This is a genomic window from Nonomuraea fuscirosea (genome assembly GCF_035917475.1).
In the GTDB taxonomy this organism is placed as follows: domain Bacteria; phylum Actinomycetota; class Actinomycetes; order Streptosporangiales; family Streptosporangiaceae; genus Nonomuraea; species Nonomuraea fuscirosea.
On record NZ_CP109074.1, the window covers coordinates 5,133,274 to 5,158,284 of the forward strand.

General features: G+C 72.6%; 19 protein-coding genes. 9 read left to right on the forward strand and 10 right to left on the reverse strand.

The features are described 5' to 3' along the window. Window positions 1-122 precede the first annotated feature (122 nt). Window positions 123-710 carry a class I SAM-dependent methyltransferase gene (locus OIE67_RS23590; RefSeq protein ID WP_326643814.1) on the forward strand — a complete coding sequence of 196 codons (588 nt, stop codon included), beginning with the start codon at window positions 123-125 and terminating at the stop codon, window positions 708-710. A 169-nt stretch (window positions 711-879) separates the two neighbouring features. Here OIE67_RS23590 and OIE67_RS23595 read toward each other — a convergent pair whose 3' ends face one another. The 4 genes from OIE67_RS23595 to OIE67_RS23610 are packed head-to-tail and all read right to left on the reverse strand — an operon-like array spanning window position 880 to window position 3,573. After that, window positions 880-1,083 (reverse strand): hypothetical protein, encoded by a 204-nt coding sequence (locus OIE67_RS23595; RefSeq protein ID WP_326643815.1) that lies wholly within the window; start codon window positions 1,081-1,083, stop codon window positions 880-882. 39 nt (window positions 1,084-1,122) lie between these two features. Beyond that, on the reverse strand, window positions 1,123-1,908 hold the full coding sequence (locus OIE67_RS23600; protein WP_326643817.1) for an enoyl-CoA hydratase/isomerase family protein: 786 nt from the start codon (window positions 1,906-1,908) through the stop codon (window positions 1,123-1,125). 54 nt (window positions 1,909-1,962) lie between these two features. After that, window positions 1,963-2,877, reverse strand: a complete 915-nt coding sequence (locus tag OIE67_RS23605; RefSeq protein WP_326643819.1) for an alpha/beta hydrolase — start codon at window positions 2,875-2,877, stop codon at window positions 1,963-1,965. Window positions 2,878-2,886: 9 nt separating this feature from the next. Then, window positions 2,887-3,573, reverse strand: a complete 687-nt coding sequence (locus OIE67_RS23610; protein ID WP_326643822.1) for a gamma-glutamyl-gamma-aminobutyrate hydrolase family protein — start codon at window positions 3,571-3,573, stop codon at window positions 2,887-2,889. A 510-nt stretch (window positions 3,574-4,083) separates the two neighbouring features. Here OIE67_RS23610 and OIE67_RS23615 point away from each other — a divergent pair. Then, window positions 4,084-5,202: a globin domain-containing protein gene (locus OIE67_RS23615; protein WP_106237583.1), complete on the forward strand. Its 1,119-nt coding sequence runs from the start codon at window positions 4,084-4,086 to the stop codon at window positions 5,200-5,202. Window positions 5,203-5,301: 99 nt separating this feature from the next. Next, on the forward strand, window positions 5,302-6,798 hold the full coding sequence (locus OIE67_RS23620) for a sialidase family protein (RefSeq protein WP_326643824.1): 1,497 nt from the start codon (window positions 5,302-5,304) through the stop codon (window positions 6,796-6,798). Window positions 6,799-6,878: 80 nt separating this feature from the next. Here the strand turns inward: OIE67_RS23620 and OIE67_RS23625 are convergent, their stop codons facing one another. Further along, window positions 6,879-7,676, reverse strand: coding sequence for a helix-turn-helix domain-containing protein (locus tag OIE67_RS23625; protein ID WP_181307268.1), 798 nt, complete (start codon window positions 7,674-7,676; stop codon window positions 6,879-6,881). Window positions 7,677-7,830: 154 nt separating this feature from the next. Between OIE67_RS23625 and OIE67_RS23630 the strand changes: the two genes are divergently transcribed. Both OIE67_RS23630 and OIE67_RS23635 read left to right on the forward strand, forming a co-directional pair. Continuing rightward, a complete protein-coding gene (locus tag OIE67_RS23630; protein WP_326643826.1) occupies window positions 7,831-8,910 on the forward strand; it encodes a WD40/YVTN/BNR-like repeat-containing protein in 1,080 nt (359 codons plus the stop codon). Continuing rightward, the gene (locus OIE67_RS23635; protein WP_326643828.1) at window positions 8,911-9,222 is read left to right on the forward strand and encodes a ubiquitin family protein; all 312 of its coding nucleotides are present in this window, start codon (window positions 8,911-8,913) and stop codon (window positions 9,220-9,222) included. A 110-nt stretch (window positions 9,223-9,332) separates the two neighbouring features. On the opposite strand, the gene thyX is transcribed toward OIE67_RS23635, so the two are convergent. From thyX to OIE67_RS23655, 4 genes are all read right to left on the reverse strand, one after another. Then, window positions 9,333-10,067 carry an FAD-dependent thymidylate synthase gene (thyX, locus tag OIE67_RS23640; RefSeq protein WP_106237579.1) on the reverse strand — a complete coding sequence of 245 codons (735 nt, stop codon included), beginning with the start codon at window positions 10,065-10,067 and terminating at the stop codon, window positions 9,333-9,335. 157 nt (window positions 10,068-10,224) lie between these two features. Continuing rightward, entirely contained in the window at window positions 10,225-12,873 is a 2,649-nt protein-coding gene (locus OIE67_RS23645; RefSeq protein WP_326643831.1) for a M4 family metallopeptidase, read from the reverse strand. Window positions 12,874-13,260: 387 nt separating this feature from the next. Continuing rightward, window positions 13,261-14,634 (reverse strand): amidohydrolase, encoded by a 1,374-nt coding sequence (locus tag OIE67_RS23650; RefSeq protein ID WP_326643833.1) that lies wholly within the window; start codon window positions 14,632-14,634, stop codon window positions 13,261-13,263. Window positions 14,635-14,679: 45 nt separating this feature from the next. Then, window positions 14,680-16,806, reverse strand: coding sequence for an anthranilate synthase component I (locus OIE67_RS23655; protein ID WP_326643835.1), 2,127 nt, complete (start codon window positions 16,804-16,806; stop codon window positions 14,680-14,682). A 291-nt stretch (window positions 16,807-17,097) separates the two neighbouring features. Between OIE67_RS23655 and OIE67_RS23660 the strand changes: the two genes are divergently transcribed. From OIE67_RS23660 to OIE67_RS23675, 4 genes are all read left to right on the forward strand, one after another. Beyond that, a complete protein-coding gene (locus tag OIE67_RS23660; RefSeq protein WP_326643837.1) occupies window positions 17,098-17,703 on the forward strand; it encodes a TetR/AcrR family transcriptional regulator in 606 nt (201 codons plus the stop codon). A 193-nt stretch (window positions 17,704-17,896) separates the two neighbouring features. Next, window positions 17,897-21,418 (forward strand): S8 family serine peptidase, encoded by a 3,522-nt coding sequence (locus OIE67_RS23665; protein ID WP_326643839.1) that lies wholly within the window; start codon window positions 17,897-17,899, stop codon window positions 21,416-21,418. A 110-nt stretch (window positions 21,419-21,528) separates the two neighbouring features. Then, window positions 21,529-23,109, forward strand: coding sequence for a CocE/NonD family hydrolase (locus tag OIE67_RS23670; RefSeq protein WP_326643841.1), 1,581 nt, complete (start codon window positions 21,529-21,531; stop codon window positions 23,107-23,109). Further along, window positions 23,091-24,032: a helix-turn-helix transcriptional regulator gene (locus tag OIE67_RS23675; RefSeq protein ID WP_326643843.1), complete on the forward strand. Its 942-nt coding sequence runs from the start codon at window positions 23,091-23,093 to the stop codon at window positions 24,030-24,032. Before OIE67_RS23670 ends, OIE67_RS23675 begins: the two co-directional genes overlap by 19 nt. Here OIE67_RS23675 and OIE67_RS23680 read toward each other — a convergent pair. Further along, complete coding sequence (locus OIE67_RS23680; protein ID WP_326643845.1) at window positions 24,023-24,934, reverse strand: SDR family oxidoreductase; 912 nt, start codon at window positions 24,932-24,934, stop codon at window positions 24,023-24,025. The two genes, OIE67_RS23675 and OIE67_RS23680, sit on opposite strands and share 10 nt — an antisense overlap. Window positions 24,935-25,011 lie beyond the last annotated feature (77 nt).

Below are 25,011 nucleotides of genomic sequence, written 5' to 3' on the forward strand. Positions count from 1 at the left end.
CACCGTATAGGCCCCGTGTGAGCTGCTGATCCTCCGCGCGGAGGACTCCGCCTCCTCCAAGTGGCCGCAGCTCCGCCCGGAGGGCGGAGCGTTCATGGCCGAGCGTGGCCTAGGTTCGGGTCATGTCCAACGACACCGCACTCTTCCTCGGCCAGTTTCTGCGCTCCCCCGCCACCGTCGGCGCGCTCGCGCCCAGTTCGCGGTGGCTGGCGTCGGCCGTCTGCGCGCCGATCCCCGAGCGGGGCGAGCCGATCGTGGTGGAACTCGGGCCCGGTACGGGCTCGTTCACGGTGGAGATCCAGCAGCGGCTGGGCGGGCGGGGCCACCATCTGGCCGTGGAGCTCAACGAGGCGATGGCCACGGTGCTGGCCGAGCGCTTCCCCACGGTGGACGTGGTCAACGACGACGCCTCCCGGCTGTGTGAGCTGCTCGGCGAGCGCGGGCTGCGCCGGGCGGACGTCGTGGTGAGCGGGCTGCCGTGGGCGGCCTTTCCCCAGGGGTTGCAGCACGAGTTGCTGAGTGCGGTGACGGATGCGATGAGCCCTGGGGCGGCTTTCACCACGTTCTCCTACATTCACGCCGTTCCGCTGAATTCGGCGCGGCGGTTCCGTGCGTTGCTGGGCGAGCGGTTCGAGGAGGTCGTGCAGGGGCGTACGGTGTGGCGCAACACCCCGCCGGCCTTCGTCTTCCACGCCCGCCGCCCCCGCTGACCAACCCCGCTGACCAGCCCCGCCGGGACGGCCGGCTGGGGCCGGCACGGAACGGCCGGCCGCCCGATCGGCGCCTGGATCGGGCGGGCCGCGCCAGTTGACCGGGGAGCTCCTGCTCAACCCCTCGTGGCGCGGACGCTCGGACCGCCCCGCGGCTCTGAACCGGCGCTCAGGCCGGATCGCCCGCCCTGTCGCGGCGGGCGCGTGTGCTGGCGACCTCCTCCCCCGTAGTCCCGCGGACCACCGGCAACCGCACCAGCCGCCAGCAGGCGTCGGCTCCGTCCGCCCGGGCTGCGTTCTCGGCCTCGGCGGACGGGGCCTCGGCCTCCCGATGCCGGAGCCTCGGCAGGTCCACCCCCCTGTGGTCCTTCATGGGCTCCCGCTACCCGGGGTCCGGGCAAGCACACCCGGCTCAGCCGAACGCGGGCGGCCGCTTCTCGCGCAGCGCGCGCACGCCCTCGGCGGCGTCGGGGCCGGTGAAGCCGAGGAACTCCATCGCCAGGGACGCGTCGAAGGACGGGCCCGCCAGGCGCAGCCAGTTGTTGAGCGAGTATTTGGTCAGCCTGATCGCCTCGGGTGAGCCGGCGGCGAGCCTGACGGCGATCTCCATCGCCTTGTCGTGCACCTCGTCGTCGTCCACGCACAGGCTGACCAGGCCCATCCGCTCGGCCTCCGCACCGGTCATGGGTTCGCACAGCAGCAGGTGGTATTTCGCCTTGGCCAGCCCGCACAGCAGCGGCCAGACGATCGCGGCGTGGTCGCCGGCCGCGACGCCGAGCCGGGTGTGGCCGTCGATGATCCGCGCGGTACGGCCGGCGACGGAGATGTCGGCCAGCAGCGCCACCGCGAGCCCGGCGCCCACGGCCGGGCCCTGGATGGCGGAGACGATCGGCTTGGAGCAGTTGAGCACGTTGTAGACGATGTCGCGGGCCTCGGCGAACACGCGCAGCCGGGTGGCGTGGTCGCGCATCATGTCCTCGATCATGGACAGGTCGCCGCCGGCCGAGAACGCCCGGCCCTCTCCCCTGATCAGCACGGCCCTGACGGAGTCGTCGCGGTCGGCGTCGCGCCAGACCTCGCCCAGCTCGCGGTGCGCGGTGGCGTCGACGGCGTTGAGCTTGCCCGGCTCGCTGATGGTGATCCGCAGGACGCCCTCGGCGGGGGTGTCGAGCAGCAACTTGTCGTAGGCGTCCTTCACAACCGCTCCCCCGTCATGATCGCTCCCTCGCTCGCGACGTCCCGCCGGTACGGCTCACAGGGACGCACGCAGCCGTTCCGCCACGTAGTCGCGGGCCTCGACGGCCGGGTCGAACAGGCCGGGCAGGACGTAGAAGCCGTGCACCATGCCGTCGTAGCGGCGCAGCTCGACCGGCACGCCCGCCTCGGCCAGGCGGGCGGCGTAGCGCTCGCCCTCGTCTCTGAGCACGTCGTATTCGGCGGTCACGAGGGTGGCGGGCGCCAGGCCGGCGACGTCGGGCAGGCGCAGCGGGGACAGGCAGGGGTCGGCCGGGTCGGCGTCGGCGGCATATTGCTGGACGAACCAGGCCATGTCGGCGGCGTCGAGGCCGAGGCCCTTGGCGAACTCGGTGTAGCTGGGCGTGTCCATGGCGACGTCGAGCACCGGATAGACGAGCACCTGGTGGGCCAGCGTGAGGCCGGCGTCGCGGGCCTGCCAGGCGGCGACGGCGGCCAGGTTGCCGCCCGCGCTGTCGCCGACGACGGCGACGCTGCCGTTGCTCTGGTAGAAGGCGGGCCGGGCGAAGATGTCGCGCACCACGGTCCAGGCGTCGTCGGCGGCGGCGGGGAACGGGTCTTCCGGAGCGAGCCGGTAGTCGACCGACACGACCACCGAGCCGGTGCGGATGGCCAGGTCGCGGCCGGTCGCGTCGTTGCGCTTGACGCTGCCGAAGACCCAGCCGCCGCCGTGGAAGTAGACCACGACCGGCAGCGGGCCGTCGCCGGGGTCGGCCCGGTAGATGCGGATGGGCACCTCGCCGGCCCGCTCGTCACGGACGAACGGCAGCTTGGTCAGCGGCCCCCGGTGCGGGGCGAGGGGGTCCTGCTCGCGCATCTCCCGGATCTCGGCCGGGCTGAGCGCGGACAGGCCGGCATCGGAATCTGACGTGGCCTGGGCGACGTAGTCCCGCGCCTGGGGGTGCAGCGGCATGATCGCAGCCTAGCGGGCCGCCTCCATGAACGCATCGAAGAGCCGGTTGTCGTCGCCCCGCTCGGGATGCCACTGCACCCCCACGCCGAACCGGTGTCCCTGCAGTTCGACGCCTTCGACGATCTGGTCCTCGGCCCAGGCCACGGCCAGCAGGCCGGTCCCGAGGCGGCGTACGGACTGGTGGTGCGGCACGCTCACCTCGACCCGGTCGCCGACGGCCTTGCCGAGCTTGCTGGTGACGCTGACCTGGATCGTGTGGACGGCGCCGGGGACGGCGTGGCGGTCGCTGTCGAGCACCTCGGGCAGCCACGGGATGAGCGTGCCGCCCTGGGCGACGTTGAGCACGTGCATGCCCCTGGAGATGGCCAGGATGGGCACGTCGGCCTGGACGGCGGCCCTGGCGACGGCCAGCTCGAACCGGTCGCGGTGGCTCTGCGGCTCGGCGACGTGCTCGTCCTGCTCGCCGTTGTAGGTGTCGGCGCCCAGTTCGACGCCGCCGGCCAGGACGATGCCGCGCAGGCCGCGTACGTAGTCGTCCACGGCGTGCGGGCCGAGCGGCGGCAGCACCACGGGCGCGCCACCCGCCCGGATGACCGCCTTGGCGTAGGAGGGTGGGGACACCACGGCCTCGCGCACCCAGTCACCCCAGCGTGCGGCTTCGAAGTAGGCGGTGATACCGATGAGCGGACGGGACATGCGATCTCCAGGGAACATGGTGGAGTTCGGGCGGCTGTCAGCCCGTTCGAGATGACGGGACCCCTTGCCCCATCATGGCGCACTCCCTTTCCGATATGTCACCCCTCCCCGAGATCCCTCCTGCCCCATGCCGCCGGCCGCCGGCGGGGGGCCACCGGAGGCCGGTCACCGGCGCGGGCGGGCGTCCTTCGCAGGGCTCGCGGAAATCCAGGGAGCGGAATATCCAGGGAGCGGCCTTCGCGGGACGACGAAAAGCGAATATTAATTTCTTTCACCTTGGCCGTCCGAAAAACCCCGCACCGCCGGACGCAGAGAATCACGAAACCACTACAGGTAGTTCCGCTTCGCACCGTATCGGGGGAAACGGTTGTGACGCGTCATCGGTGGTGTAACACTCGATTTCGAGCGTACGGACGTGCCGGGGCCTGTCCCGCGCTCACGACCCGGAACCGTCAGGGAGGTGAACGACGAAGGCCGGAACGCGTTTCCGGTCAAGGGGTGGGGTTGGATATGTCGTTGAATCCGCGCCTGGTAAAAGAGAGTTTCTCCGTCATCGAGCCGGTGGCCGACAAGGCCACGGCCTACTTCTACGGCCGGCTGTTCGCCGAGAACCCGCACCTGCGCGGGATGTTCCCGCCCGCCATGGACGTGCAGCGGGACCGGCTGTTCAGCTCGTTGACCCGGATCGTCTGGAGCCTGGACAGCCCGGACGGGCTGGCGGGCTTCCTCGGGCAACTCGGGAGGGACCATCGCAAGTACGGCGTCATCGCCGAGCACTACACGGCCGTGGGCAACGCCCTGCTGGCCACGATCAGGCGCTTCGCCGCCGACGTGTGGAACCACGAGATCGAGGCGGCCTGGGTGTCGGCCTACTCGGCGGCGGCCAACCTGATGATCGGGGCGGCCGAGTCGGACGCCGGGGTCTCCCCGGCCTGGTGGCTGGCCGAGGTCGTCGGCCACGAGCGGCGGCACCGGGACATCGCGGTGCTGACGTTGCGGCCGACGCAGCGGCTGCCGTACCAGCCGGGCCAGTACGTGAGCGTGCAGACCTCCCGCTGGCCGCGCGTGTGGCGGACGTTCTCCATCGCGAACGCGCCGCGCGCGGACAACACCATCACTCTGCACGTCCGCTCCGTGCCCGGCGGCTGGGTCTCGACCGCGCTGATCAGGCACACCGGGGTCGGCGACACGCTGATGCTGGGCCCGCCCATGGGCACGATGACGCCGCGCGAGAACAGCGTGCGCGACGTGCTGTGCGTGGCCGGCGGCACGGGGCTGGCGCCGCTGAAGGCGATCGTGGAGTCCATCATCGCCTCGGGACGCCGTCCCGCCATCCACCTGATGTACGGGGCCCGCAGCGCCGACGAGCTGTACGACCTGCCCGACCTGATCAGGCTGGAATCGTCGTTCCCGTGGCTGCGGGTGCTGCCGGTGGTGTCGGGCCAGCCCGGCTACGAGGGCATGCGCGGCCACCTGCCCGAGGTGACGCAGCGCTTCCGCTCCTGGACCGACCACGACGTGTACGTGTGCGGCCCGGCCGGCATGGTCAACGAGACCGTGCGCCGCCTCCAGGGGGACGGCGTGCCCCTGGTCCGCATCCACCGGGACGTCGCCCACGCCGAACGATGACCTTCCACGGCCGGAAGAGTCACTTTTCTTGATCGGGAGGTTGACAGCAGGGGGTCGGGCGGTGCCATCTGGATGGGACACGCCAAGTGGAGGTGGACTGTGCCAGCCCCCGCCCGGCGCCGAGGAATCGGCGGACTCGTTCCCGTCATCACCGTTCCCGTCATCACCGTGGTCGTCACCACCGTGGCCGTCCTCATCGCGGCCCTGTCCGCCGTTCCCGTTCTCGCCGAGGACGCGGGAGGCGTGCCGCTGACCGAGCTCGGCGCGGACACCGGCGACGACGCGGAGGGCGCGGGCCAGCGGGGCACGCAGGCCGGGTCCGACACCTACCAGTGGGGCTCGACCATCGTGGCGGCGCAGCAGTCGGGCCGCTTCCACGACGCGGGCGCGTCGGGGATCGCCTTCGCGACCTCCGCCGACAACGGCGCCACCTGGGCGAGAGGGCTGTTACCCGGGCTGACGGCGGCGGGCGGCGGGCCGTACGCGCGGGTCAGCGACCCGTCGGTGGCCTTCGACGCCCGGCACGGCGTGTGGCTGATCGTCTCGCTGGCGCTGTCGGGCGCGGGCGGGCTCACCGGGGCGGCGGTGCTGACCAGCCGCTCGGCCGACGGGCTGACCTGGGACAGGCCGGTGACGACCGCGGTCGCGGGCGGCGGCGACCTGGACAAGCCGTGGATCGTCTGCGACAACGGCGCCGCCAGCCCGTTCCGCGGCCGCTGCCACGTCCTGTACGACGACCACGCCGACGGCAACGCGATCCACCTGGCCCGTTCCGCGGACGGCGGCCTGACCTGGGAGGTCACGGGCACGTCCGCCACGGGGATCGGCGGGCAGCCGGTGGTGCGGCCGAACGGTGCCGTGGTGGTCCCTTACCTGGGCAACGACGGCCGGATCCGCTCGGTCCGCTCGCGCGACGGCGGGGCGAGCTGGGAGGAGAGCGTGCTGGTCGCGGAGGCGCAGCGGCACGCGGTGGCGGGCGGGTTACGGGCGGCGCCGCTGCCGTCGGCGGAGACCGACGCGGACGGCGCCGTGTACGTCGCCTGGCACGACTGCCGCTTCCAGACCGACTGCGGCGGCAACGACATCGTGCTGAGCCGCTCGGCCACGGGCGCCTCGTGGAGCGAGCCCGCCCGGGTCACCGCCGACGGGGGCGACCACTTCATCCCGGGCCTGGGCGTGGACCGCGAGAGCACGGGCGACCAGGCCAGGCTCGCGCTCGTGTACTACCGCTACCCCGAGGCCCTCTGCACGGCCGCGACCTGCCGCCTCACGGTCGCCTACACCTCCTCCTCCAACGGCGGGGCGAGCTGGTCGCCGCCGCTGGAGCTGGCCGGGCCGATGTCGCCGGGCTGGCTGGCCGCCACCGAGGACGGCCGGACGGCCGGCGACTACCTCTCGATCTCCGTCGTCCCCGGCGGCAGCGCCTTCCCGGCCTTCGCCGTCGCGGCGGCCCCCGCGGGCGGCACGCTCGACGTCCGCACCCACACCGTCACCGGCGGCCTGCCGATCATGAGCGGCGAGCCGCCGACCGTGGCCAGGGCCGCCGCCATCGCCTCGGGCGACCCCCACCCGGCCCTCCCGCCGACGGCACGCTGACCCGGGCGCCGGGGCTCCGCCGCGCCCGCCCCGCCCCGCCCCGGCGCGCCGGCCCCGGCGTCGCATCGACGGCGCGCCGGTCAGGCCCGGCCGAAGGCCGCCGCGGTCTCCTCGTCGCCGGGCCAGAACGTCTCGATGGCCAGCTCGGACACCGTCACGTCCAGCGGCGTCCCGAACGTGGCGATCGTGGTGAACATCGACAGCACCCGGTCACCGGCCGCGATCCGCAGCGGCACCAGGATGTCGCCCGGCCCCGGCACGTGCGCCACGTTCAGATCGACCCCCGGATAGGTGTACGAGGCCAGCTCGTCGTGCAGCTCGGCCAGCCGGCCGTGCCCGGACGCCTCGGCCTGCCTGCGGAGCTGGTGCAGCAGGTGGGCCCGCACCTCGGCCAGGTTGAGCAGCCGCCCGCCCATCGCCTGCGGATGCAGCGACAGCCGCATCACGTTGACCGGCTCGGCCAGCAGCTCGGCCGGCACGCCCTCCATGAACATGCCCGCCGCCGAGTTGGCCGCCACCAGGTTCCACATGGCGTCGACCACGACCGCCGGGTAGGGCTCGTGCCCGGCCAGGATCCGGTCCAGCGCCCGCCGGACGACCTCCATCTCGGGAGCGCGTACTTCCCGTTCCGGATAGACGGGGGCGAACCCGGCGGCCACCAGCAGCCTGTTGCGGTGCCGCAGCGGCACCTCCAGCTCCTCGGCCAGCTTCATCACCATCTCGCGGCTCGGCCTGGCGCGCCCGGTCTCCAGGAAGCTGACGTGACGGGCGGACACGTCCGCCTCGATCGCCAGGTCCAGCTGGCTGACCCTGCGCCGCTGCCGCCACGCGCGCAGCAGCTCTCCGAAGGACTCCTCGTGTACGGCGACCGCTCCCATGCCGCACACGGTATCGAGCGCGGGGAATGCTCTCGATTACCCGGGAGGTAATGAGGGCCCGGCCGGCCGCCCTTCTGCGGGGAATCTCCCAGTCCTCGGTAACTGTCGGTGCCGCGTGGCACCATGGGCCGCAAGCGAACATTGGAGCAATGTCATGAGCGACGCAGTGCTCGCGATCGGCACCCGCAAGGGCCTGTTCCTCGCCCGCTCGGCGGGCGGCGGCCCCTTCGAGATCGAGCCGATCCAGTTCTCCACGATCGCGGTGACCTCCGTGGCCATCGACACCCGCGGCGCCACTCCCCGTCTGCTGGCCGGGATCGAATACGGCCACTTCGGCCCGTCGGTGATGTACTCCGACGATCTCGGCGCGAGCTGGCAGGAGGCTGAGCGGCCGCCCATCGCCTTCCCCGAGAAGACCGAGGCCACCCTGAGCAGGGTCTGGCAGTTGCTCCCCTCCCCGTCCGAGCCGGGCGTGGTGTGGGCGGGCGTCGAGCCGGCCGCGCTGTTCCGCTCGGAGGACGGCGGCATCACCTACCGCCTGGTCGAGGGGCTGTGGGACCATCCGCACCGCGAGCACTGGCAGCCGGGCGGCGGCGGGCTGTGCCTGCACACGATCGTCGGTCATCCGGCCGACCCCGAGGTCATGGCCGTCGCCGTCTCGGCCGCGGGCTTCTACCGCACCTCCGACGGGGGCCGGTCGTGGGAGGCGGCCAACAAGAACATCCGGGCGCCGTTCCTGCCCGAGGGTCAGCAGTATCCCGAGTTCGGGCAGTGCGTGCACAAGGTGTCCATGCACCCGTCCCGGCCCGAGCGGCTCTACCTGCAGCACCACTTCGGCGTCTACCGCAGCGACGACTTCGGCGGCACCTGGCGCGACATCGGCTCTTCGCTGCCGTCCGACTTCGGCTTCCCGATCGTGGCGCACCCGTCGCGGCCCGACACGGTCTACGTGCTGCCGCTGACCGCCGACGTCGACCGCACGCCGGTGGACCACCGCTACCGGGTCTACCGCAGCGACGACGCCGGCGCGAGCTGGCGGCCGTGCTCCAAGGGGCTGCCCGAGGGCCCGGTCTACGCGACCGTGCTGCGCGACGCGATGACCGCCTCGGAGGCGGGGCTGTTCTTCGGCACCCGCGACGGCGAGGTCCACTGCTCGCGCGACGACGGCGAGACCTGGTCGACGGTCGCCCGGCACCTGCCCGACGTGCTCACCGTGCGCGCGGCGGTGCTCTAGTTGATCGCGAAACCGGTGATGATGGTCGTCTTCGTGCTGCCCAGTTCGCTGCGCAGATGGGTGAGCGGGCGGACGGAGGTCAAGGTCTTCGCCGTGGGCGCCGACCGCCACTCCCCGCCCACGCTGGGCTCGGCCCTCGACACGCTGCGCCGTACGCATCCGATGCTGGAGGAGCGGCTGCGCGACGACTACGGGCGCATCCGCCGGCACATCAGCATGATCGTGTGCGGCGAGAACGCCCGGGGGCTCGGCGGCCTCGACTGCGCCCTGCCCCCGGGGGCCGAGGTCTACGTGCTCCCGGCCCTCGCCTGAGCCCGCCCGCCTGCCCGTCCGTCCGTCTGCCCCTCTCCCGGCCCGCGCCTGAGCCGTCCGTGCGACGGCTCAGGCGGACGTGGCCGTTGGGGCGGACGGGACCGCCGGCCTCAGGGGCAGACCCGGCCGTTGGCCTCGAAGGCCGCGTGGGTGAGCGGCATGAGCTCCGCCCAGAGCGCCTCCATCCGCTCCGCGACCATCTCGATCTCCCGCTGCGGGAACGAGGGGAAGGTGGAGTCGTCCCGCTTGACGCGCAACGACAGGAAGTTCATCAGCGCGCGGGCGTTGCAGGTGGCGTACATCGAGGAGTAGAGGCCGACGGGCAGCACCGTGCGGGCCACCTCGCGGGCCACCCCCGCCTCGATCATCTCCAGGTAGGCCCGGTAGGACTGCCGGTAGCTCTCCCGCGTCGTCTCGGCGACCAGCTCCTGCTGCTCGGGCGTGCCGTCGGTGAACACGTATTTGCCGGGCTTGCCCTCCTGGACCAGCTTGCGGTCGGGGCCGGGCACGTAGAAGACCGGTTCGAGCTGCCGGTACCGGCCGGACTCCTCGTTGTAGGAGAACGTGCGGTGCCGCATGAACTCGCGGAAGACGAAGATCGGCGCGCTGACGTAGAACGTCATGGACGAGTGTTCGAACGGCGTGCCGTGCCGGTCGCGCATCAGGAAGTTGATCAGGCCCTTGGAGCGCTGGGGGTCCGCCTCGATCTCGGCCAGCGAGCTCTCGCCCTTGGTGGAGACGCGTGCCGCCCACAACACGTCGGCGTCGGAAGCGGCCGACTTGACCAGCTCCACGTCCATGTCGCTCCGGAACTTGACCTCGGCCTGCGGCTCCATTGCGCCCATCCGCGCCCCCGTTCTGCTTGACGATGTGCCGGCTCAAGCAAACCAGGTCACGGCCCCGGACGCGAGTCGGCGCCCGCCGCCCCCTCGCGTGGTACGGCGGGCGCCGCCTTGGGCCCGGCCGGCCGCCGACGGGGCCGCCGACCTGGCCGGACCCGGCTCAGCAGCGGGCGGCGGGCCGGTCGCGGGTCACCAGGTCGGTGTTCCCGTCGGTGCCGTCGAGCCAGGCGAGCCTGGCGCCCGTCCCCGCGGAGAAGTAGTCCTGCGCCCCGGCGTTGCAGGACACGCGCCGCGGCGTGCCGCCGGTGAGCGGGACCTGGAACACCTTGGGCAGGGTGGCGTTGCCCAGCGTGTCGCCGTCGGGCCACAAGCCCATGGAGATCGTGCTGTCGTTGGCGTCGAACCAGTTGAGGGCGGGCGCGGCCGGCCCGTCGGGCACGACGGCGAGCGAGCCGGTGCCGTCGTGGGCGGCCCGCATGACGGCGAAGCGCCCGTCGAAGTTGGTGTCGGCGGTCCAGACGACGTACCGCTCCAGCAGGATCGGCATCACGGTGTACGACGGGCCCACGGTGCCGGGCACCTCGGGGACGACGACCTGCGTACCGGTGTCCAGGTCGTAGATGGCGGGCGTGCTGTGGAAGAAGCCACCTTCCTCCCACTCGCGCGTGTAGGCGACCTTGCCGCCCCTGATCGAGGGCGAATACCCGGAGACGCCCGCCTCGGCGCTGAGCCGCACGGGGGCGGCGGCACCCCGCTTGGCCCAGACCTCGACCTCGCCGCTCGCCGGGTCGAAGGCCTCCCAGGCGATGACGTCACCGGCGACCGCCAGCCCGGTCACCACGTCCGGCGTGTCCTGCACGACGCGAGCGGGCGCGCTCCCGTCGATCGGGCGGGCGCTGACCCTGAAGCTGGTCCTGGCGTCGTCGAAGGAGGCCCAGACGACCTGGGCGCCGTCGGTCTTGGGGTAGTAGTTCCACCGGTCGTCGGCGGCCAGGACCACCGGCTTGCCGCCCCGCAGGCGCCCGGTGAGGATCCGGCTGGGCGCGGTGGCGTCGGGTGAGGAGTCGGAGATCACATACCGGTCGCCGGCCACGTCGGGCACGGCGTTGAAGTCCGTGACGCCGTCGATGAGCAGCCGGCTGTCGGTGCGCAGGTGGCGCTCCCAGCCGGGCTTGATGCCGTGCCGGTCGAAGGCCCGCGCGACGGTGAGCCGGTCACGGGCCGGCCAGCCGAGCGCGCGTGCGGCCGACTCGACGGCGCGCCGGCCGTCCACGAAGTCGTCCAGCGGCGTCATGTACTCGGTCAGCGCCTTGTAGGCGAGCCTGTCGGCCCTGCGCCCGCCGAGCTGCTCCCTGACGTCCCAGAGGGCGCCGGAGAAGATGGTGGAGTTGACGTGCACCCCGCCGTTGTCGAGGGCGATGGTGAGCCCGAGGTAGTCCTCGGCGGCCACGCGGGCGTCGTCGAGGTCGCGGCCCGCGCACTCGGCGGGCGGCAGGTTCTTGCACAGCCCCTCTCCGAGCAGGCTCGCGTCGGGGTCGCTCATCGGGATGCCGAGCGCGTCCACCTGGACGGCGTTGCCGAAGTAGTCGGCCAGGCCCTCGTTGATCGCGCCCGACTGGCCCAGGTAGACCAGGTCGGCGCTGTGGGTGATGACGCCGTGGGTCATCTCGTGGCCGACCACGTCGAGGCTGGCGGCGAAGGAGTGGTAGTCGGTCCCGCCGCCGCCGTAGACCATCTTGGTGCCGTCCCAGAAGGCGTTGGTGAACGGCTGCCCGCCGGCGGTGACGTTGACCACGGAGAGCATGGTGCCGCCCTGGCCGTCGAGGCCGTCGCGGCCCAGCCCGCGGTAGAACTCGTACACCAGGCCCGCGCCGTGGTGGGCGTCCACGGCGCCGGTGGCGGTGTGCTCGGGGCCGAAGACGGGCGACGGCGACTCGGCGAGCTCGGTGCCCGGCGGGATGCCCGGGTCGAGGAAGCCCTGGACGTCGGCGCCGGCGGCGTCGTAGGTGAGGATCTCGCCGGTGCTGCCGTTCCACATCGGGCGGGCGCGGTCACGCAGTTCGACGGCGCCGTCGGCGCGTTCGTAGGCGTTCAGGGTGACGTCGCGGCCGTGCGCGGTGCGCCCGGTCCCCTGGACGGGGCCCTCTCTCCTGAGCCGGTCCACGGTGAACAGGGGGCGGCCCGAGTGGGCGTCCACGTACGTGTCGAGCAGCAGCGGCCGGCTCGCCGGCCCTGTGCTCCCGCGCTCTGAGCGCGAGTTCAGGACGACGTGCCAGGCGAGCACGCCGGTGCCGCGCGGCAGCACGACGAGCTCGCGGGCCGTGGCCGCCGGCCGCTCGCGGCCGGTGTACCCGCGCTGCCGCAGGCCACCGGCGATCTTCTCGGCGGTCTCCTTGGTCACCGTCGGGGTGGTGTCCACGCTCAGCTCGGTGAGGAAGCGGCCGCCCGCGCCGACGATCTCGCGCTGGGCGCCGTCCTTGCGGAGGTGGACGAGGTAGTGGGCGCCGAAGACCGGCACGCCGCGGTGGCGCTGGGCGAACCTGACCGTCTCGTCCTGGCCGTCCACGACGGTGCGGACCGGCTGCAGGTCGGCGGGGTCGAGGTGGTAGCGGGGGTCGGTCAGGTGCGCCTTGGCCGCGGCGACGGGGTCGGCGGCCCGCGCGGGCTCGGACAGGCCGCTGACCTCGGCGGGCGCTTGGGTGCCCGCCCGCTGCTCGACCTCGGGCGGCGGGTCGTCGGCGGCGGCTACTCCCGGTACGGAAAGCGTCAGGCATAAGGCGGCGATGAGAGTGATGGGGCGCCAGGACACGACACCTCCAGGTGGTGTTGTAGGGACACTGGCGCCCTCGATCATGACTGCGTCATTGACTAATAGACAAATCACGATTTGATGTCATCTATTGGGAAATATGCATTTCTCGATTAACGCGATACTGATCACTTCCCGTTGTGCGGCCCAATGGCGGAGGCCGGCCTGGCGGCGGAGGGTGGCTCACGGCGGGGGGGGTGGCGTCGCGGCGGAGGGCAGCCCCGCAGCGGAAACCGGCCTGACGGCGGAGGGCGACCCCGCGGTGGAGGGCAGCCTCACGGCGGCGGGGGTGGCCCCGCGGGCCGTCCGTGTGCCGGCGGGGCGCCGCCCACCCGGCCCCTGCGGCTCAGCGACCTGGGCGGGGCGGGCGACCGAAAGGGGGCGGGCTCACAAGCGGTAGATGCGCCGGGCGTTGCCTGAGCCGATCATGTGGGCGACCCGGGCCGCGTCGGCGGTGCTCCACTCCCCCGAGTCGAGCCGGGCGGCGAGGGCCGCCGCGAGGGCGCGCCGGAAGGTCAGGGCGCCGAGGTAGGCGCTCTCGGCCAGGCCGTGGCAGCCGGAGCTGAACAGCTGCTTGTGGAACGGCGCCAGCTCCAGCAACTCGTCCATGACCCGGGCGCCGGCGCCGAGGTGCGGCAGGGCGAGGCCGGCGTCCACGTACACGTGCGGGAAGGCCCCGGCCAGGTGGGCGGCCTGGCGGTGGTACGGGTAGGGGTGCAGCAGGATCATCGGCACCCCGAGGGGCTGCAGCGCGGCGGCGAAGCGGCCGAGCCCGGCGGGGTCGGCCCGGTCCGGCTCGGCCGCCCGCGCGAGCCCGTGCCCGATCCCGGCCGTGTGCCCGACCCCAGCCCCGTGCCCGAGTCCAGCTCCGTATCCGGTCCCAGCTCCATATCCGGTCCCGGCCGCGTGCCCGGCGCCGGCTTCGTGCCCGAGCCCGAGCCCGTGGCCGAGCCCGAGCCCGTGGCCGAGCCCGAGCCCGTGGCCGAGCCCGTGGCCGGCCGAGGGATCGGCCGGGTGGTCGGCGCGTAGGGTGCCGGGGGCGCCGAAGCCGGTGTGGAACTGGACCGGCAGGCCGCGCTCCCTGGCCACGTCGATCCCGCTCCAGAGCAGGTAGCTGAGCAGGACGGGATCCGTCAGCGGCTCCTTGGGATCGGCCAGGCGCCGGTTGGCCGCGGCGATGACCGCTCCCCTGGCGGGCCTGGCCGGGTCGAGGTCGAGGCCGCACAGGGGGCCGATGACGGTCTTGACGCCGACCGCCCTGGCGGCGCGGCCGGCCAGTTCCTCGCCCAGGGAGTCGAGGTAGTCGACGGCGAGCTGTGCCGTCCTGGCGACGTCGCGCTCGATCTCCTCGATCCGGACGAGCTCGTCGGCGGCGGCCCCGCCGTGCCGGCCCGTCTCAGCGGCGCTGAGCAGGTCGGCGTCCTCGCGCGCGGAGTCCACCAGGAACGCCACGACCCCGGCTCCGGCGAGCAGCCGCCGGTTGACCTCGCCCGCGCCCAGCTCGGCCCGGCGGGCCAGGTAGACGGCGGGCGGGGCGTGCGGTTCCAGGTCGAGCAGCGGCGCGCACCAGCGGCGCACGGCCGCGCCGGACGGGGTGTCGAAGTGGGTGGTGCCGGGCGGCGCCGGAACGCCGCCCGCGCTGATGAGCAGCTCGAATCCGGCCCGGCTGAGGTCGTCGCGGCGCACCCCGTGGCAGTGGTGGTCGACGAGCGGGGCGAGCAGCGCGTCACGCACTGTGCCGGGCAGGTCCACGGGGAGCATGCGGAGACTCTAGGGGAGCTCCGCACGCTCCCGCGCGCCTTTTACCTACCTGCGGGCAAGACGCAGCACGTTCGCGATGATCTTCGCACCGGCGGAGCCCTCCTGGGTGAGGATCGACTCGGGGTGGAACTGCACGGCGAAGCGCCGGCGCGCGGTGTCCTCGATCGCCATGACGTTGCCGTCGGGCGTGAGCGCGGTCGGGGTGAAGCCGACCACGCCGGGGCGCTTGGCGTGCAGCGAGTGGTAGCGGGCCGCGGTGAACTCCTCGGGCAGCCCGTCGAGCAGCGCGCTGCCGCCGAGCCTGGTGACCTGGCCGCGCTTGCCGTGCTCGGGGTAGTCGAGCAGCTCCAGGCTGCCGCCGGCCTGCTCGACCATGGCCTGCAGGCCGAGGCAGACGCCGAAGACGGGCAGGTCGCGGGCGTAGACCTGGTCGAGCAGGGCGGCCATGCCGAAGTCGGTCGGCCAGCCGGGGCCGGGCGAGAGCACCACCAGGTCGGGCGCGATGTCGTCGATCATCTGGACGGGGAAGCCGTGGCGCAGCGTCACCACGTCCGCGCCCTCCTGACGGAAGTAGTCGGCCAGGGTGTTGACGAAGGAGTCCTCGTGGTCGACGAGCAGCACCTTCATGCCCAGCCCCGGCTGCTCCCTGGGCTCGGCCACCGGCGCCGCGCCGGGCTGGTTGACCGCGGCCAGGGCGCCGAGCAGGGCGCTGGCCTTGAGCTCGGTCTCGCGCTCCTCCGCCTCGGGGTCGGAGTCGAACAGCAGCGTGGCTCCGGCCCTGACGGTCGCCACGCCGTGCTTGATCTGCGCGGTGCGCAGGGTGAGGCCGGTGTTCATGGAGCCGTCGAAGCCGATGAAGCCGATGGCGCCGCCGTACCAGCGGCGGGTGGTGGCCTCGTGGTCCTCGATGAACTGCATGGCCCACGTCTTGGGCGCGCCGGTGACCGTGACGGCCCACATGTGGGTGAGGAAGGCGTCGAGCGCGTCGAACTCGGGGCGCAGCCGGCCCTCGATGTGGTCGACGGTGTGGATCAGGCGGGAGTAGAGCTCGATCTGGCGGCGGCCGATGACCTTGACGGTGCCGGGGACGCAGATGCGCGACTTGTCGTTGCGGTCGACGTCGGTGCACATGGTCAGCTCCGACTCCTCCTTCACGCTGGACAGCAGCGTGCGGATGGCCTCGGCGTCCTCGACGGGGTTGCTGCCGCGGGCGATGGTGCCGGAGATCGGGCAGGTCTCGACCCGGTCGCCGCTCACCCGGACGTACATCTCGGGCGAGGCGCCGACCAGGTGCTCGCCCTCGCCGAGACTGATGATGAACTCGTACGGGGCGGGGTTGCTGGTGCGCAGGCCGCGGTAGAAGCCGGACGGGTCGGCGCAGGTGGAGTGGAAGACCTGGCCGGGCACGACCTCGAACAGGTCGCCGCGCTTGAACTTCTCCTTGGCGGCGGCCACGACCTTGGCGTATTCGCCCTTCTCCGGGTCCTTGCCCGGCACGCCGGGGGTGACCGGGGGCGCGGTCTCGCCGGTGCGCTCCAGGCCGCGGGTGCTCGTGCCGTCGACGGTGAACTCGTAGCGGTGCTCGACGCTGGTCTCGCGCTGCCGGTCGATCACGACGAGGCGGTCGGGCAGGTGCAGCACGAGGTCGCGCTGGTCGTCGGGGCGGACGAGCTCCTGCCTGATCGGCTCGAACTGGAAGGCCAGGTCGTAGCCGAAGGCGCCGTAGAGGCCGAGGTGCGGGTCGTCGCCCTTGAAGGCGGCGATGACCTCGCGGATGGCGGTGAAGACGGTGGGCCGGCGGCTGCGCATCTCCTCCGGCAGGAGGTCCTCGGACTCGGCCACGTACACCTCGACGCGGTCGGCCGTGGGCTCGGTGACCGGCTTGCCCGCGGCCAGCAGGCAGGAGGCGACGGCGGGCAGCACGACCCGGCCGCGCTCGTTGAGCGCGGTGGCCGAGATCGTCCGGCCCTTGGCCACCAGCTCCAGGCACGGGTCGACGTAGCCGAAGGCCCATCGGCTGTAGCGGCCCGGGTAGTCCATGCCCGAGGAGAAGGCACCCCCGCGCCGCTCCGAGAGGGCTGTCACGATCTCTTCGAGGGCGGCCTCGTCCACCTGGCGTGTCTCGCGCTCGACACCGATGCCCCCGGCGGTGGTATATCCGCTCGTATCCACTTGCTGCCCCTTTACCACGTCAATGATCGAGCCCCGGGGGCGGACACGAGAAAGGCCGCCAAACCGGGGCGGCCGTCCGTTGAGGAATGCGAAACACGCGCCGCCTAGGAGCGGCGCCACCACTGGAGCTGAGCGTGATTTCGCATGCTGTCAAGGGTAACCGCCCGACCATGATCGCGCAACGCGACCCGCGAACCCGCCCGCCGCTCATTAGACTGCCCTTCCGGCCCCGACGTATCTTCCAACCCGACGCACGACACGGACGCACGACACGATGGTGACCCGCGACGCATGAAGAGCACCGAGCCCGGTACGGCGGGCGCCCCGCGCCCGGCCGGCCGGCCGCGCAGCCACGAGGCCGACGTGGCCATCCTGTCCGCCGCGCTCGACCTGCTGATCGAGCAGGGCGCCCAGCAGACCAGCATCGAGCAGGTGGCCAGGCGGGCCGGGGTGACGCGGGCGACGGTCTACCGCAGGTTCGCCGGCAAGACGGAGCTGCTGGTACGGACGCTGGAGTGGGCCAACCACGACGACGACCCCGGATTCACCGGCTGGCGCGACCTCGAGCACATGTTCGGCGACTGGGCGGCCTACCTGGCGGAGCCGCGCAACCGGCTGCTGCTGCGCCGCCTCTACGGCAGCCGCGACGACCACCCCGAGCTGATGGCGGCCTACCGGCTGGTCAGCGGCGGGCGGCGGGAGGCGGCGGTGCGGGCGGCGCTGGCCGGGGCACGGGCGGCGGGACGCCTGCCCGCGGAGGTGGACGTGGACGTGGTGCGGGAGCTGCTGAGCGCGGCGGTGCTGTACCACGTGGGCACCAGGCCCGACGACCAGGAGCCGGGCCAGATCCGGGCGTACTTCATGACGATCATGAAACAGCTCGGCCTCCGGTCCTGACCGCGCCGGCGGGGAGCTGCGGATAAGCCCTGGTCGGGGCCGTGTCCGGTCTGACGGAACGCGAGCTGACCAGATTACATTTCAGTCAGCAAAATAACGTTTCACGTCACCTCTTGCTTTCCGAACACGATCTCTTCACCCTTCTCGACAGAGGCGTGAAGATCACCTCTCGCCTTGTCATGAAGGAGAGACAGTGCCCCACACCCCCCGTTGGCGGACGGTCCTGATCGGGATCGTCACCGCCGCTGGTCTCTTAGCCCCGCAGGCCGCGGCGAACGCCGCGCCTGACCCGGGAAAGATCGACCCGGCCGTCCAGGCCGAGCTCGAGCGGAACGACAAGGCCACCTTCTGGGTCCGGATGAAGGGGGCCGCCGACCTGAGCGGCGCCCGCCGGGCCGTCACCAAGGAGGCCAAGGCCGAGCTGGTCTTCGATGCCAAGAGCGCCCGCGCGAAGGCCTCCCAGACGGGCCTGCGCGAGCTGCTGGACTCGCACCACGCCGAGTACACCCCCTTCTGGATCGTCAACGCGGTCAAGGTGACCGCGAGCGAGAAGCTGGCCGCCGAGATCGCGAGCCTGCCCGAGGTCGACCGGATCGCCCCGACCCGTACGGTCTCCCTGCCCAAGCCGATCACCGGCAAGGCGGAGCCCCAGGTACGCGCCACGACGGCGGGCAAGGGCGTGCAGGCGGTCGAGTGGAACATCGACCGGGTGAACGCCCCGCGCGTCTGGGACGAGCTGGGCGACCGCGGTGAGGGCATCGTGATCGCCCACATCGACACCGGCGCCCAGTTCGACCACCCCGAGCTGCTGGAAAGCTACCGGGGCAGGAACCAGGACGGCACGTACAGCCACGACTACAACTGGTTCGACCCGGGCGAGGTCTGCCCGAGCGCGGCGCCGTGCGACAACAACGGCCACGGCACGCACACCATGGGCACGATGGTCGGCAAGAACGGCATCGGCGTGGCCCCCGGCGCGAAGTGGATCGCCGCGAAGGGCTGTGAGGTCAACACCTGCTCCGACGCCTCGCTGCTGGCGGCCGGCCAGTGGATCGTGCGGCCCACCGACCTCAACGGCCAGAACCCGCGTCCTGACCTGGCGCCGGACATCGTCAACAACTCCTGGGGCGGCGACGGCTTCGACCCGTGGTACAAGGAGGTCGTCGACTCCTGGCTGGCGGCCGGCATCTTCCCGGCCTTCTCCAACGGCAACGAGGGCCCGTCCTGCCGCAGCAGCGGCTCGCCCGGCCAGTACGTGACCTCGTACAGCGCCGGCGGTTTCGACATCGACAACAACCTGTACGCCAGGAGCAGCAAGGGCGAGGGCGAGAACGGCGAGATCAAGCCGAACATCGCCGCCCCCGGCGTCAACGTGCGCTCCTCGACGCCCGGCGACGCCTACGCCAGCTTCACCGGCACCTCGATGGCCTCGCCGCACGTGGCGGCCACGGTGGCGCTGATCTGGTCGGCGGCTCCAGGGCTGACGGGCGACATCCCGGCCACCCGGGCGCTGCTGGACGGCTCCGCCTTGGACGTCTCCGACACCAGCTGCGGCGGCACCGCGGCCGACAACAACGTCTGGGGCGAGGGCAGGCTCGACACCTACGCCGCGGTGAAGGCCGCGCCGGACGAGGGTCTGGGCAGCCTGTCCGGCACGGTCGCCGCGAACGGCCAGGCCGTGCCCGGCGCGTCGATCGTCGTCACCGGCCCGCTGACCCGCACGGTGAGCACGGGCGCGGACGGCACGTACACCATCCCCCGCCTGCTGCCCGGCGACTACCGGCTGACCGCGGAGAAGTTCGGCTACGGCCGGACCGAGGTGGACGTCACGATCGCGGCCGAGCAGGCCGCGGTCGCCGATGTGACCATGCCCGTGCTGCCGGCCGGCAGCGTGTCCGGCACGGTGACCACGGCCGGCGCCCCCGAGGCCGGCGCGACGGTGGCGGCCTCGGGCACGCCGGAGCGCGCGACGACCGACGCGACCGGGCACTACCGGCTGACGCTGCCGCAGGGCTCGTACGAGCTGGTCGTCACGCCCGCCTCGCGCTGCTCCAGCGGCGCGAACGCGTCCGTCACGGTGGACGGCGACGTGGTCGAGGACATCGAGCTGCCGCTGCGCGGCGACAACTTCGGCTACACCTGCGCGAGCGGCGCGCAGCCGTACGTGGCGGGCACGGAGAAGCTGGCGCTGACCGGCGACGACGTCTCCCAGCAGGTGACGCTGCCGTTCCAGGTGCCGTTCTACGGGACGGGCCAGAACAGCGCGTCGATCAGCGCGAACGGCTTCATCACGTTCGGGACCGGCGGGGCCACGGCCTCCAGCAACAGCCAGCTCCCGGCGACGAACGCGCCGAACAACGGGATCTATCCGTTCTGGGACGACTTCGTGCTGGACGACCAGGGCGGCGTCTACACGGCGGTGACGGGCACGGCGCCGCGCCGCACGTTCGTGGTCGAGTGGCGCAACGTCGCCTTCTTCGGCGCACTCACGACGCGGGTGTCGTTCTCGGCGCTGCTGGGTGAGGACGGCTCCGTCGCGTTCCGCTACAAGGACATCGACACCGGCCGTGACCAGGGCGGCTCGGGCACGATCGGCATCGAGAACGCGACCGGCACCGACGGCCTGATGTACTCCTTCGAGGAGGCCGTCCTGTCGACGGGGCAGGGCCTGACGTTCACCGCGAGCCGGCACGGCCTGGTCGCGGGCAAGGTCACCGACGCCAACGACGGCGACCCGATCTCCGGGGCGACGGTGAAGGTGGGCGACGTGGCCGAGTTCACGTCCGGCGCGGACGGCACGTTCAGCGGGCAGGTGCTGGCCGGCGACTACGAGGTCGTGGTGTCGAAGGAGAACTACGGCACGTTCACGCAGGCCGTCACGGTCGCGCCGACGGCCATCACGCGGATCGACACGGCGCTGGTCACCGGGCGGGTGAGCGCGTCGGTGGCGGAGCTGACCGTGGTGATGCCGCCTGGGGCGACCCGCAATCGCACGCTGGAGCTGACGAACCTGGGCTCGCCGACGCCGTACACGGTGACCGGCGAGTCCTGGTTCACGGTGACGCCGGCGGCCGGTGAGCTGGCCAAGGGCAAGGAGGTGAGCCTGAAGGTGACGGTGTCGAGCGCCGGCGTGACGCCGGGCACGCTCCGCGAGGGCAAGCTGGTCGTCAAGTCCACCAGCGGACGGCAGCCCGAGATCGAGGTCAAGGTCACGGTCGTGGTGCCGAAGCACCAGGTCGCCATCGACGTCGGCGCCACGAGGAACTTCGTGGACGCGGCCGGTGACACCTGGACGCCGGACCGGAAGTACGCCCGGGGCGGCTACGGCTACGTGACCAACGAGAACCGCACGGCGAGCACGTCCAGGAGCATCGCCGGCACGCCCGACCAGGCGCTGTTCAGGACGGCCAGGGAGTCGATGCTGGAATACCGCTTCGACAACGTCCCCAACGGGACGTACACCGTCGAGCTGGACTTCGCCGACGTCAAGAACACGAAGATGGGCAAGCGGGTCTTCGACGTGCTGGTCGAGGGAGAGCTGGCGATCCCGGCGCTGGACCTGGCGCTGGAGGCGGGCACGTACACGGCGGTGAGCAGGCAGTACACGGTCAGGGTGACCGACGGCCAGCTCAACGTGCGCTTCGCGACCCGGCAGGGCGCGACGATCGTGAACGGGCTGCGCATCTCCGAGCGTCCGGACCGGACCGCTCCGTAGCAGGGTTCGTCACTTGACAGGGCCCGCTCCGCCACGTGGCGGGGCGGGCCCGCGTCATACGGGGGCACCCGGTATACCGCGCACGGCCGGCATATGTTACTGGTTGGTACATGAGACGCGTGCGGATCCAGCGCGATCTTCCGGTGCCGATGCCCGACGGCGTGACGCTGCTGGCCGATCACTACGTTCCCCCTGGTGACGGGCGGGCTCCCGTCATCCTGATGCGCTCGCCGTACGGCCGGCGCGGCCTGTTCGGCCTCTACTACGGGCGCGGCTTCGCCCGGCAGGGCTTCCACGTCGTCATCCAGAGCTGCCGGGGCGGCTTCGGCTCGGGCGGCCTGCTCGACCCCCTCGGTGACGAGCACGACGACGGGCTGGCCACCGTGGCCTGGCTGCGCGAGCAGCCCTGGTACGGCGGCTCGTTCGCCATGTTCGGCCCGTCCTACCTGGGCTACACGCAGTGGGCCGTGGCCCCCTACGCCGGGCCCGAGCTCAAGGCCATGGCCGTGCAGATCACCGCCTCCCAGTTCAGGGACGCGGCGTACGTGGGCGGGGCGTTCGCGCTGGAGTCGGCGCTGAGCTGGACCACGCTCACCGACGGCATGTCCCGCCGCTTCGGCGGGACCGCCGCGCTGACCGCGCCCCGGCTCACCCGCAGGGCGGTCCTGTCGAACCGTCCCGTGGCGGAGCTCGACCTGGTCTCAGCCGGGCGGACGCTGCCGTTCTTCCAGGACCTGCTCGCGCACCACGCCGACCCGGCCGTCCCCTACTGGGACAAGCGCGACTTCTCCCCGAAGGTGGGCGAGGTGGACGCCGCCGTCACCATGCTCGGCGGCTGGTACGACGTGTTCCTGCCGTGGCAGCTGAAGGACTACGCGGCGCTGCGCGCGGCGGGCCGGCGGCCGTACCTGACGATCGGCCCCTGGTACCACATCGACAGCCGGCACGGCCGGCCCACCATGGCGGAGGCGTCGGCCTGGTTCCGCGCGCACCTGCTCGGCGACCGGTCGGGGCTGCGCGCCGATCCGGTGCGCCTCTACGTGACGGGCGCCGGGGAGTGGCGCGACTACCCCGACTGGCCGGTGCCCGGGATGCGGGAGCAGCGCTGGCACCTCCAGCCCGGGTTCGGGCTCGGGCCCGAGGGGCCGGCCGGGTCGGGGCCCGACCGTTTCCGCTACCACCCGTCGCACCCGACGCCGGTGATCGGCGGGCCGGTTCTGCTGGGCGACTCCAGGCCGCGTGACCAGCGGCGGCTGGAGCGGCGCCGCGACGTGCTGGTCTACAGCTCGGCCGGGCTGGACGCGGACACCGAGATGATCGGCCCGGTGCGCGCCGAGCTGTTCCTGCGCTCCAGCACGCCGTACGTGGACGTGGTGGTGCGGGTGTGCGACGTCCATCCGGACGGGCGCTCGTACAACGTGTGCGAGGGCGTGCGGCGGCTCGGGCCCGGCTATGGTGAGGACGTGCGCCGGGTTGAGGTGGATCTGTGGCCGATCGGGCACCGGTTCCGGCGCGGCCACCGGATCAGGGTGCACGTCGCGGCGGGAGCGTACCCGACGATCGCCCGCAATCCCGGCACCGGCGATCCGCTCGGCGCGGACGGGGCGATGGTGCCCGCCGACGTCGAGGTGTTCCACTCCCCCGACCGGCCCTCCGCCGTGGTGCTGCCGCTGTGCGCGCCTCAAGGCTGATGTCGCTGGTCCTGCTGCTGCAGGGCCGGGGCGGGATGACGGCGGCCGAGCTGGCCAGGGAGCTGGAGGTCTCCGAGCGCACCGTGCACCGCGACGTGCTGGCGCTGTCGGAGGCGGGCGTGCCGGTCTACGCCGACCGGGGGCGGGGCGGCGGCTACCGGCTGCTGGACGGCTACCGCACCCGGCTGACCGGGCTCGACCGGGCCGAGGCGGAGGCGCTGTTCCTGTCGGGGGTGCCGGCCGCGCTGCGCGAGATGGGGCTGCAGGAGGTGGCGGCCACGGCCCGGCTGAAGGCCGCCGCCGCGCTCTCCCCCGCGCTGCGTGACGCGCCCGCGACCGCGGCCCAGCGCTTCCACCTGGACGCGCCCGGCTGGTTCGCCGGCGGCGATCCGCCTCCTGCCGCCCTGGCGCCGCTGGCCAGGGCGGTGTGGAGCGACCGGCGCGTCTCGGCGCTCTACCGCGACCGCCCGCGCGTGCTCGAACCGTACGGCCTCGTCCTCAAGGCCGGGGCCTGGTACCTGGCCGCCCGCCTCAAGGCGCGGACGCTGATCTTCCGGGTGCACCGGTTCGGCGAGATCACCGTGCTGGACGAGACGTTCGACCGCGATCCCGACTTCGACCTGGCCGCGTTCTGGGCCGAGCAGTCGGCCGAGTTCACCCGGTCCCTGCTGCGCGAGGTGGTCACGCTGCGGCTCAGCGAGCACGGCGTACGGATGCTGCGCCACGTCGCCGACCCCGCCGCGCTGGCGGACGCGCTGGCCTCGCTGGAGCCCGACGGGACCATGCGGCTGGCGGTGGAGTCGCTGCCGGTGGCGTTCGCGCAGGTGCTGCGGTTCGGGGCGGAGGCGGAGGTGCTCGATCCGCCGCGGTTGAGGGCGATGCTCGCCGAGGCCGCCGCCCGCATGGCGGAGCTCTACCGATAAGCCTTCCAGTCGTCCTTCCGGTCCGCGCCCGGCTCCTTCGCCTGACGTTCCCGTGCCTCGGTGATGTAGCTCCAGACGCGCGGCCGGCTGCCGTCCACGTCCGTCAGCCCGTACGCGACGGCCAGCTCCTCGCTGCTGACCGACCGGCCCGACCAGCGCTGCCGGTCCGGGTCCTGGGCCACGGCGGCCACGCCCCTGCCGACGTAGGCGGGGGTCTCGGAGACCATCCAGGCGCTGTCCACCTCGGCCTCGCGCCAGTTGTCCTCGGTGACGCCGAAGCCTTCGAGCATGGCCTCGGACCGCAGGAAGCCGGGCGTCACGGCCAGCCCCGTGCCCCCGTAGGGGCGCAGCTCGTTCGACCAGGCGAAGCCCAGCCGGTTCACCGACATCTTGGCCAGGTCGTAGTAGACGTTCTCGCGGTAGCGGGTCTCGTTGAACGACCAGGTGCCGTCGGTGACCTCCACGGCCAGGCCGCCCGGCTCCTTGATCAGCAGCGGCAGCAGGTGCCTGGCGCTGATGATGTGGGTCTCGATGGCCAGCCTGAGCAGCCGCAGGCCGTTGTCCAGGTCGTGCTTCCAGACCGGGGTGTCCCACTCCCAGAGGCCGTCGCCGCCCCACACGTCGTTGACCAGCACGTCGAGCCTTCCCTGCTCCCGCTCGACGCGCGCGGCCAGCTCCCGCGCCTGGTCCCGCTCCAGGAAGTCGCACCGTACGGGGACACCGGCGCCGCCGGCCGCCGTGACCAGCTCGGCCGTCTCCTCGATGGTCTCCGGCCTGTTCATCTCCGAGCGCTGCTCGCGCGTGCTCCTGCCCGCGCAGTACACCGTCGCGCCGGCCGCCCCCAGGGCCACCGCGATGCCTCGTCCCGTTCCGCGGGTCGCGCCCGCCACCAAAGCGATCATGCGCACGATCGTGCCGCTGAAAGCCGACATCTCATGTCATGTTTTTCCGCGGAACCCTGTGATAAGCAGGGAGTTAC

Coding starts and splice junctions, on each gene's coding strand:
- OIE67_RS23610 (WP_326643822.1), bottom strand. CDS start 3,573: ATGTCCCGTCCGCTCATCGGTATCACCGCCTACTTCGAAGCCGCACGC.
- OIE67_RS23680 (WP_326643845.1), bottom strand. CDS start 24,934: ATGATCGCTTTGGTGGCGGGCGCGACCCGCGGAACGGGACGAGGCATC.
- OIE67_RS23605 (WP_326643819.1), bottom strand. CDS start 2,877: ATGCCGCTGCACCCCCAGGCGCGGGACTACGTCGCCCAGGCCACGTCA.
- OIE67_RS23625 (WP_181307268.1), bottom strand. CDS start 7,676: ATGGGAGCGGTCGCCGTACACGAGGAGTCCTTCGGAGAGCTGCTGCGC.
- thyX (WP_106237579.1), bottom strand. CDS start 10,067: ATGGGCGCAATGGAGCCGCAGGCCGAGGTCAAGTTCCGGAGCGACATG.
- OIE67_RS23670 (WP_326643841.1), top strand. CDS start 21,529: ATGAGACGCGTGCGGATCCAGCGCGATCTTCCGGTGCCGATGCCCGAC.
- OIE67_RS23595 (WP_326643815.1), bottom strand. CDS start 1,083: ATGAAGGACCACAGGGGGGTGGACCTGCCGAGGCTCCGGCATCGGGAG.
- OIE67_RS23650 (WP_326643833.1), bottom strand. CDS start 14,634: ATGCTCCCCGTGGACCTGCCCGGCACAGTGCGTGACGCGCTGCTCGCC.
- OIE67_RS23590 (WP_326643814.1), top strand. CDS start 123: ATGTCCAACGACACCGCACTCTTCCTCGGCCAGTTTCTGCGCTCCCCC.
- OIE67_RS23660 (WP_326643837.1), top strand. CDS start 17,098: ATGAAGAGCACCGAGCCCGGTACGGCGGGCGCCCCGCGCCCGGCCGGC.
- OIE67_RS23630 (WP_326643826.1), top strand. CDS start 7,831: ATGAGCGACGCAGTGCTCGCGATCGGCACCCGCAAGGGCCTGTTCCTC.
- OIE67_RS23615 (WP_106237583.1), top strand. CDS start 4,084: ATGTCGTTGAATCCGCGCCTGGTAAAAGAGAGTTTCTCCGTCATCGAG.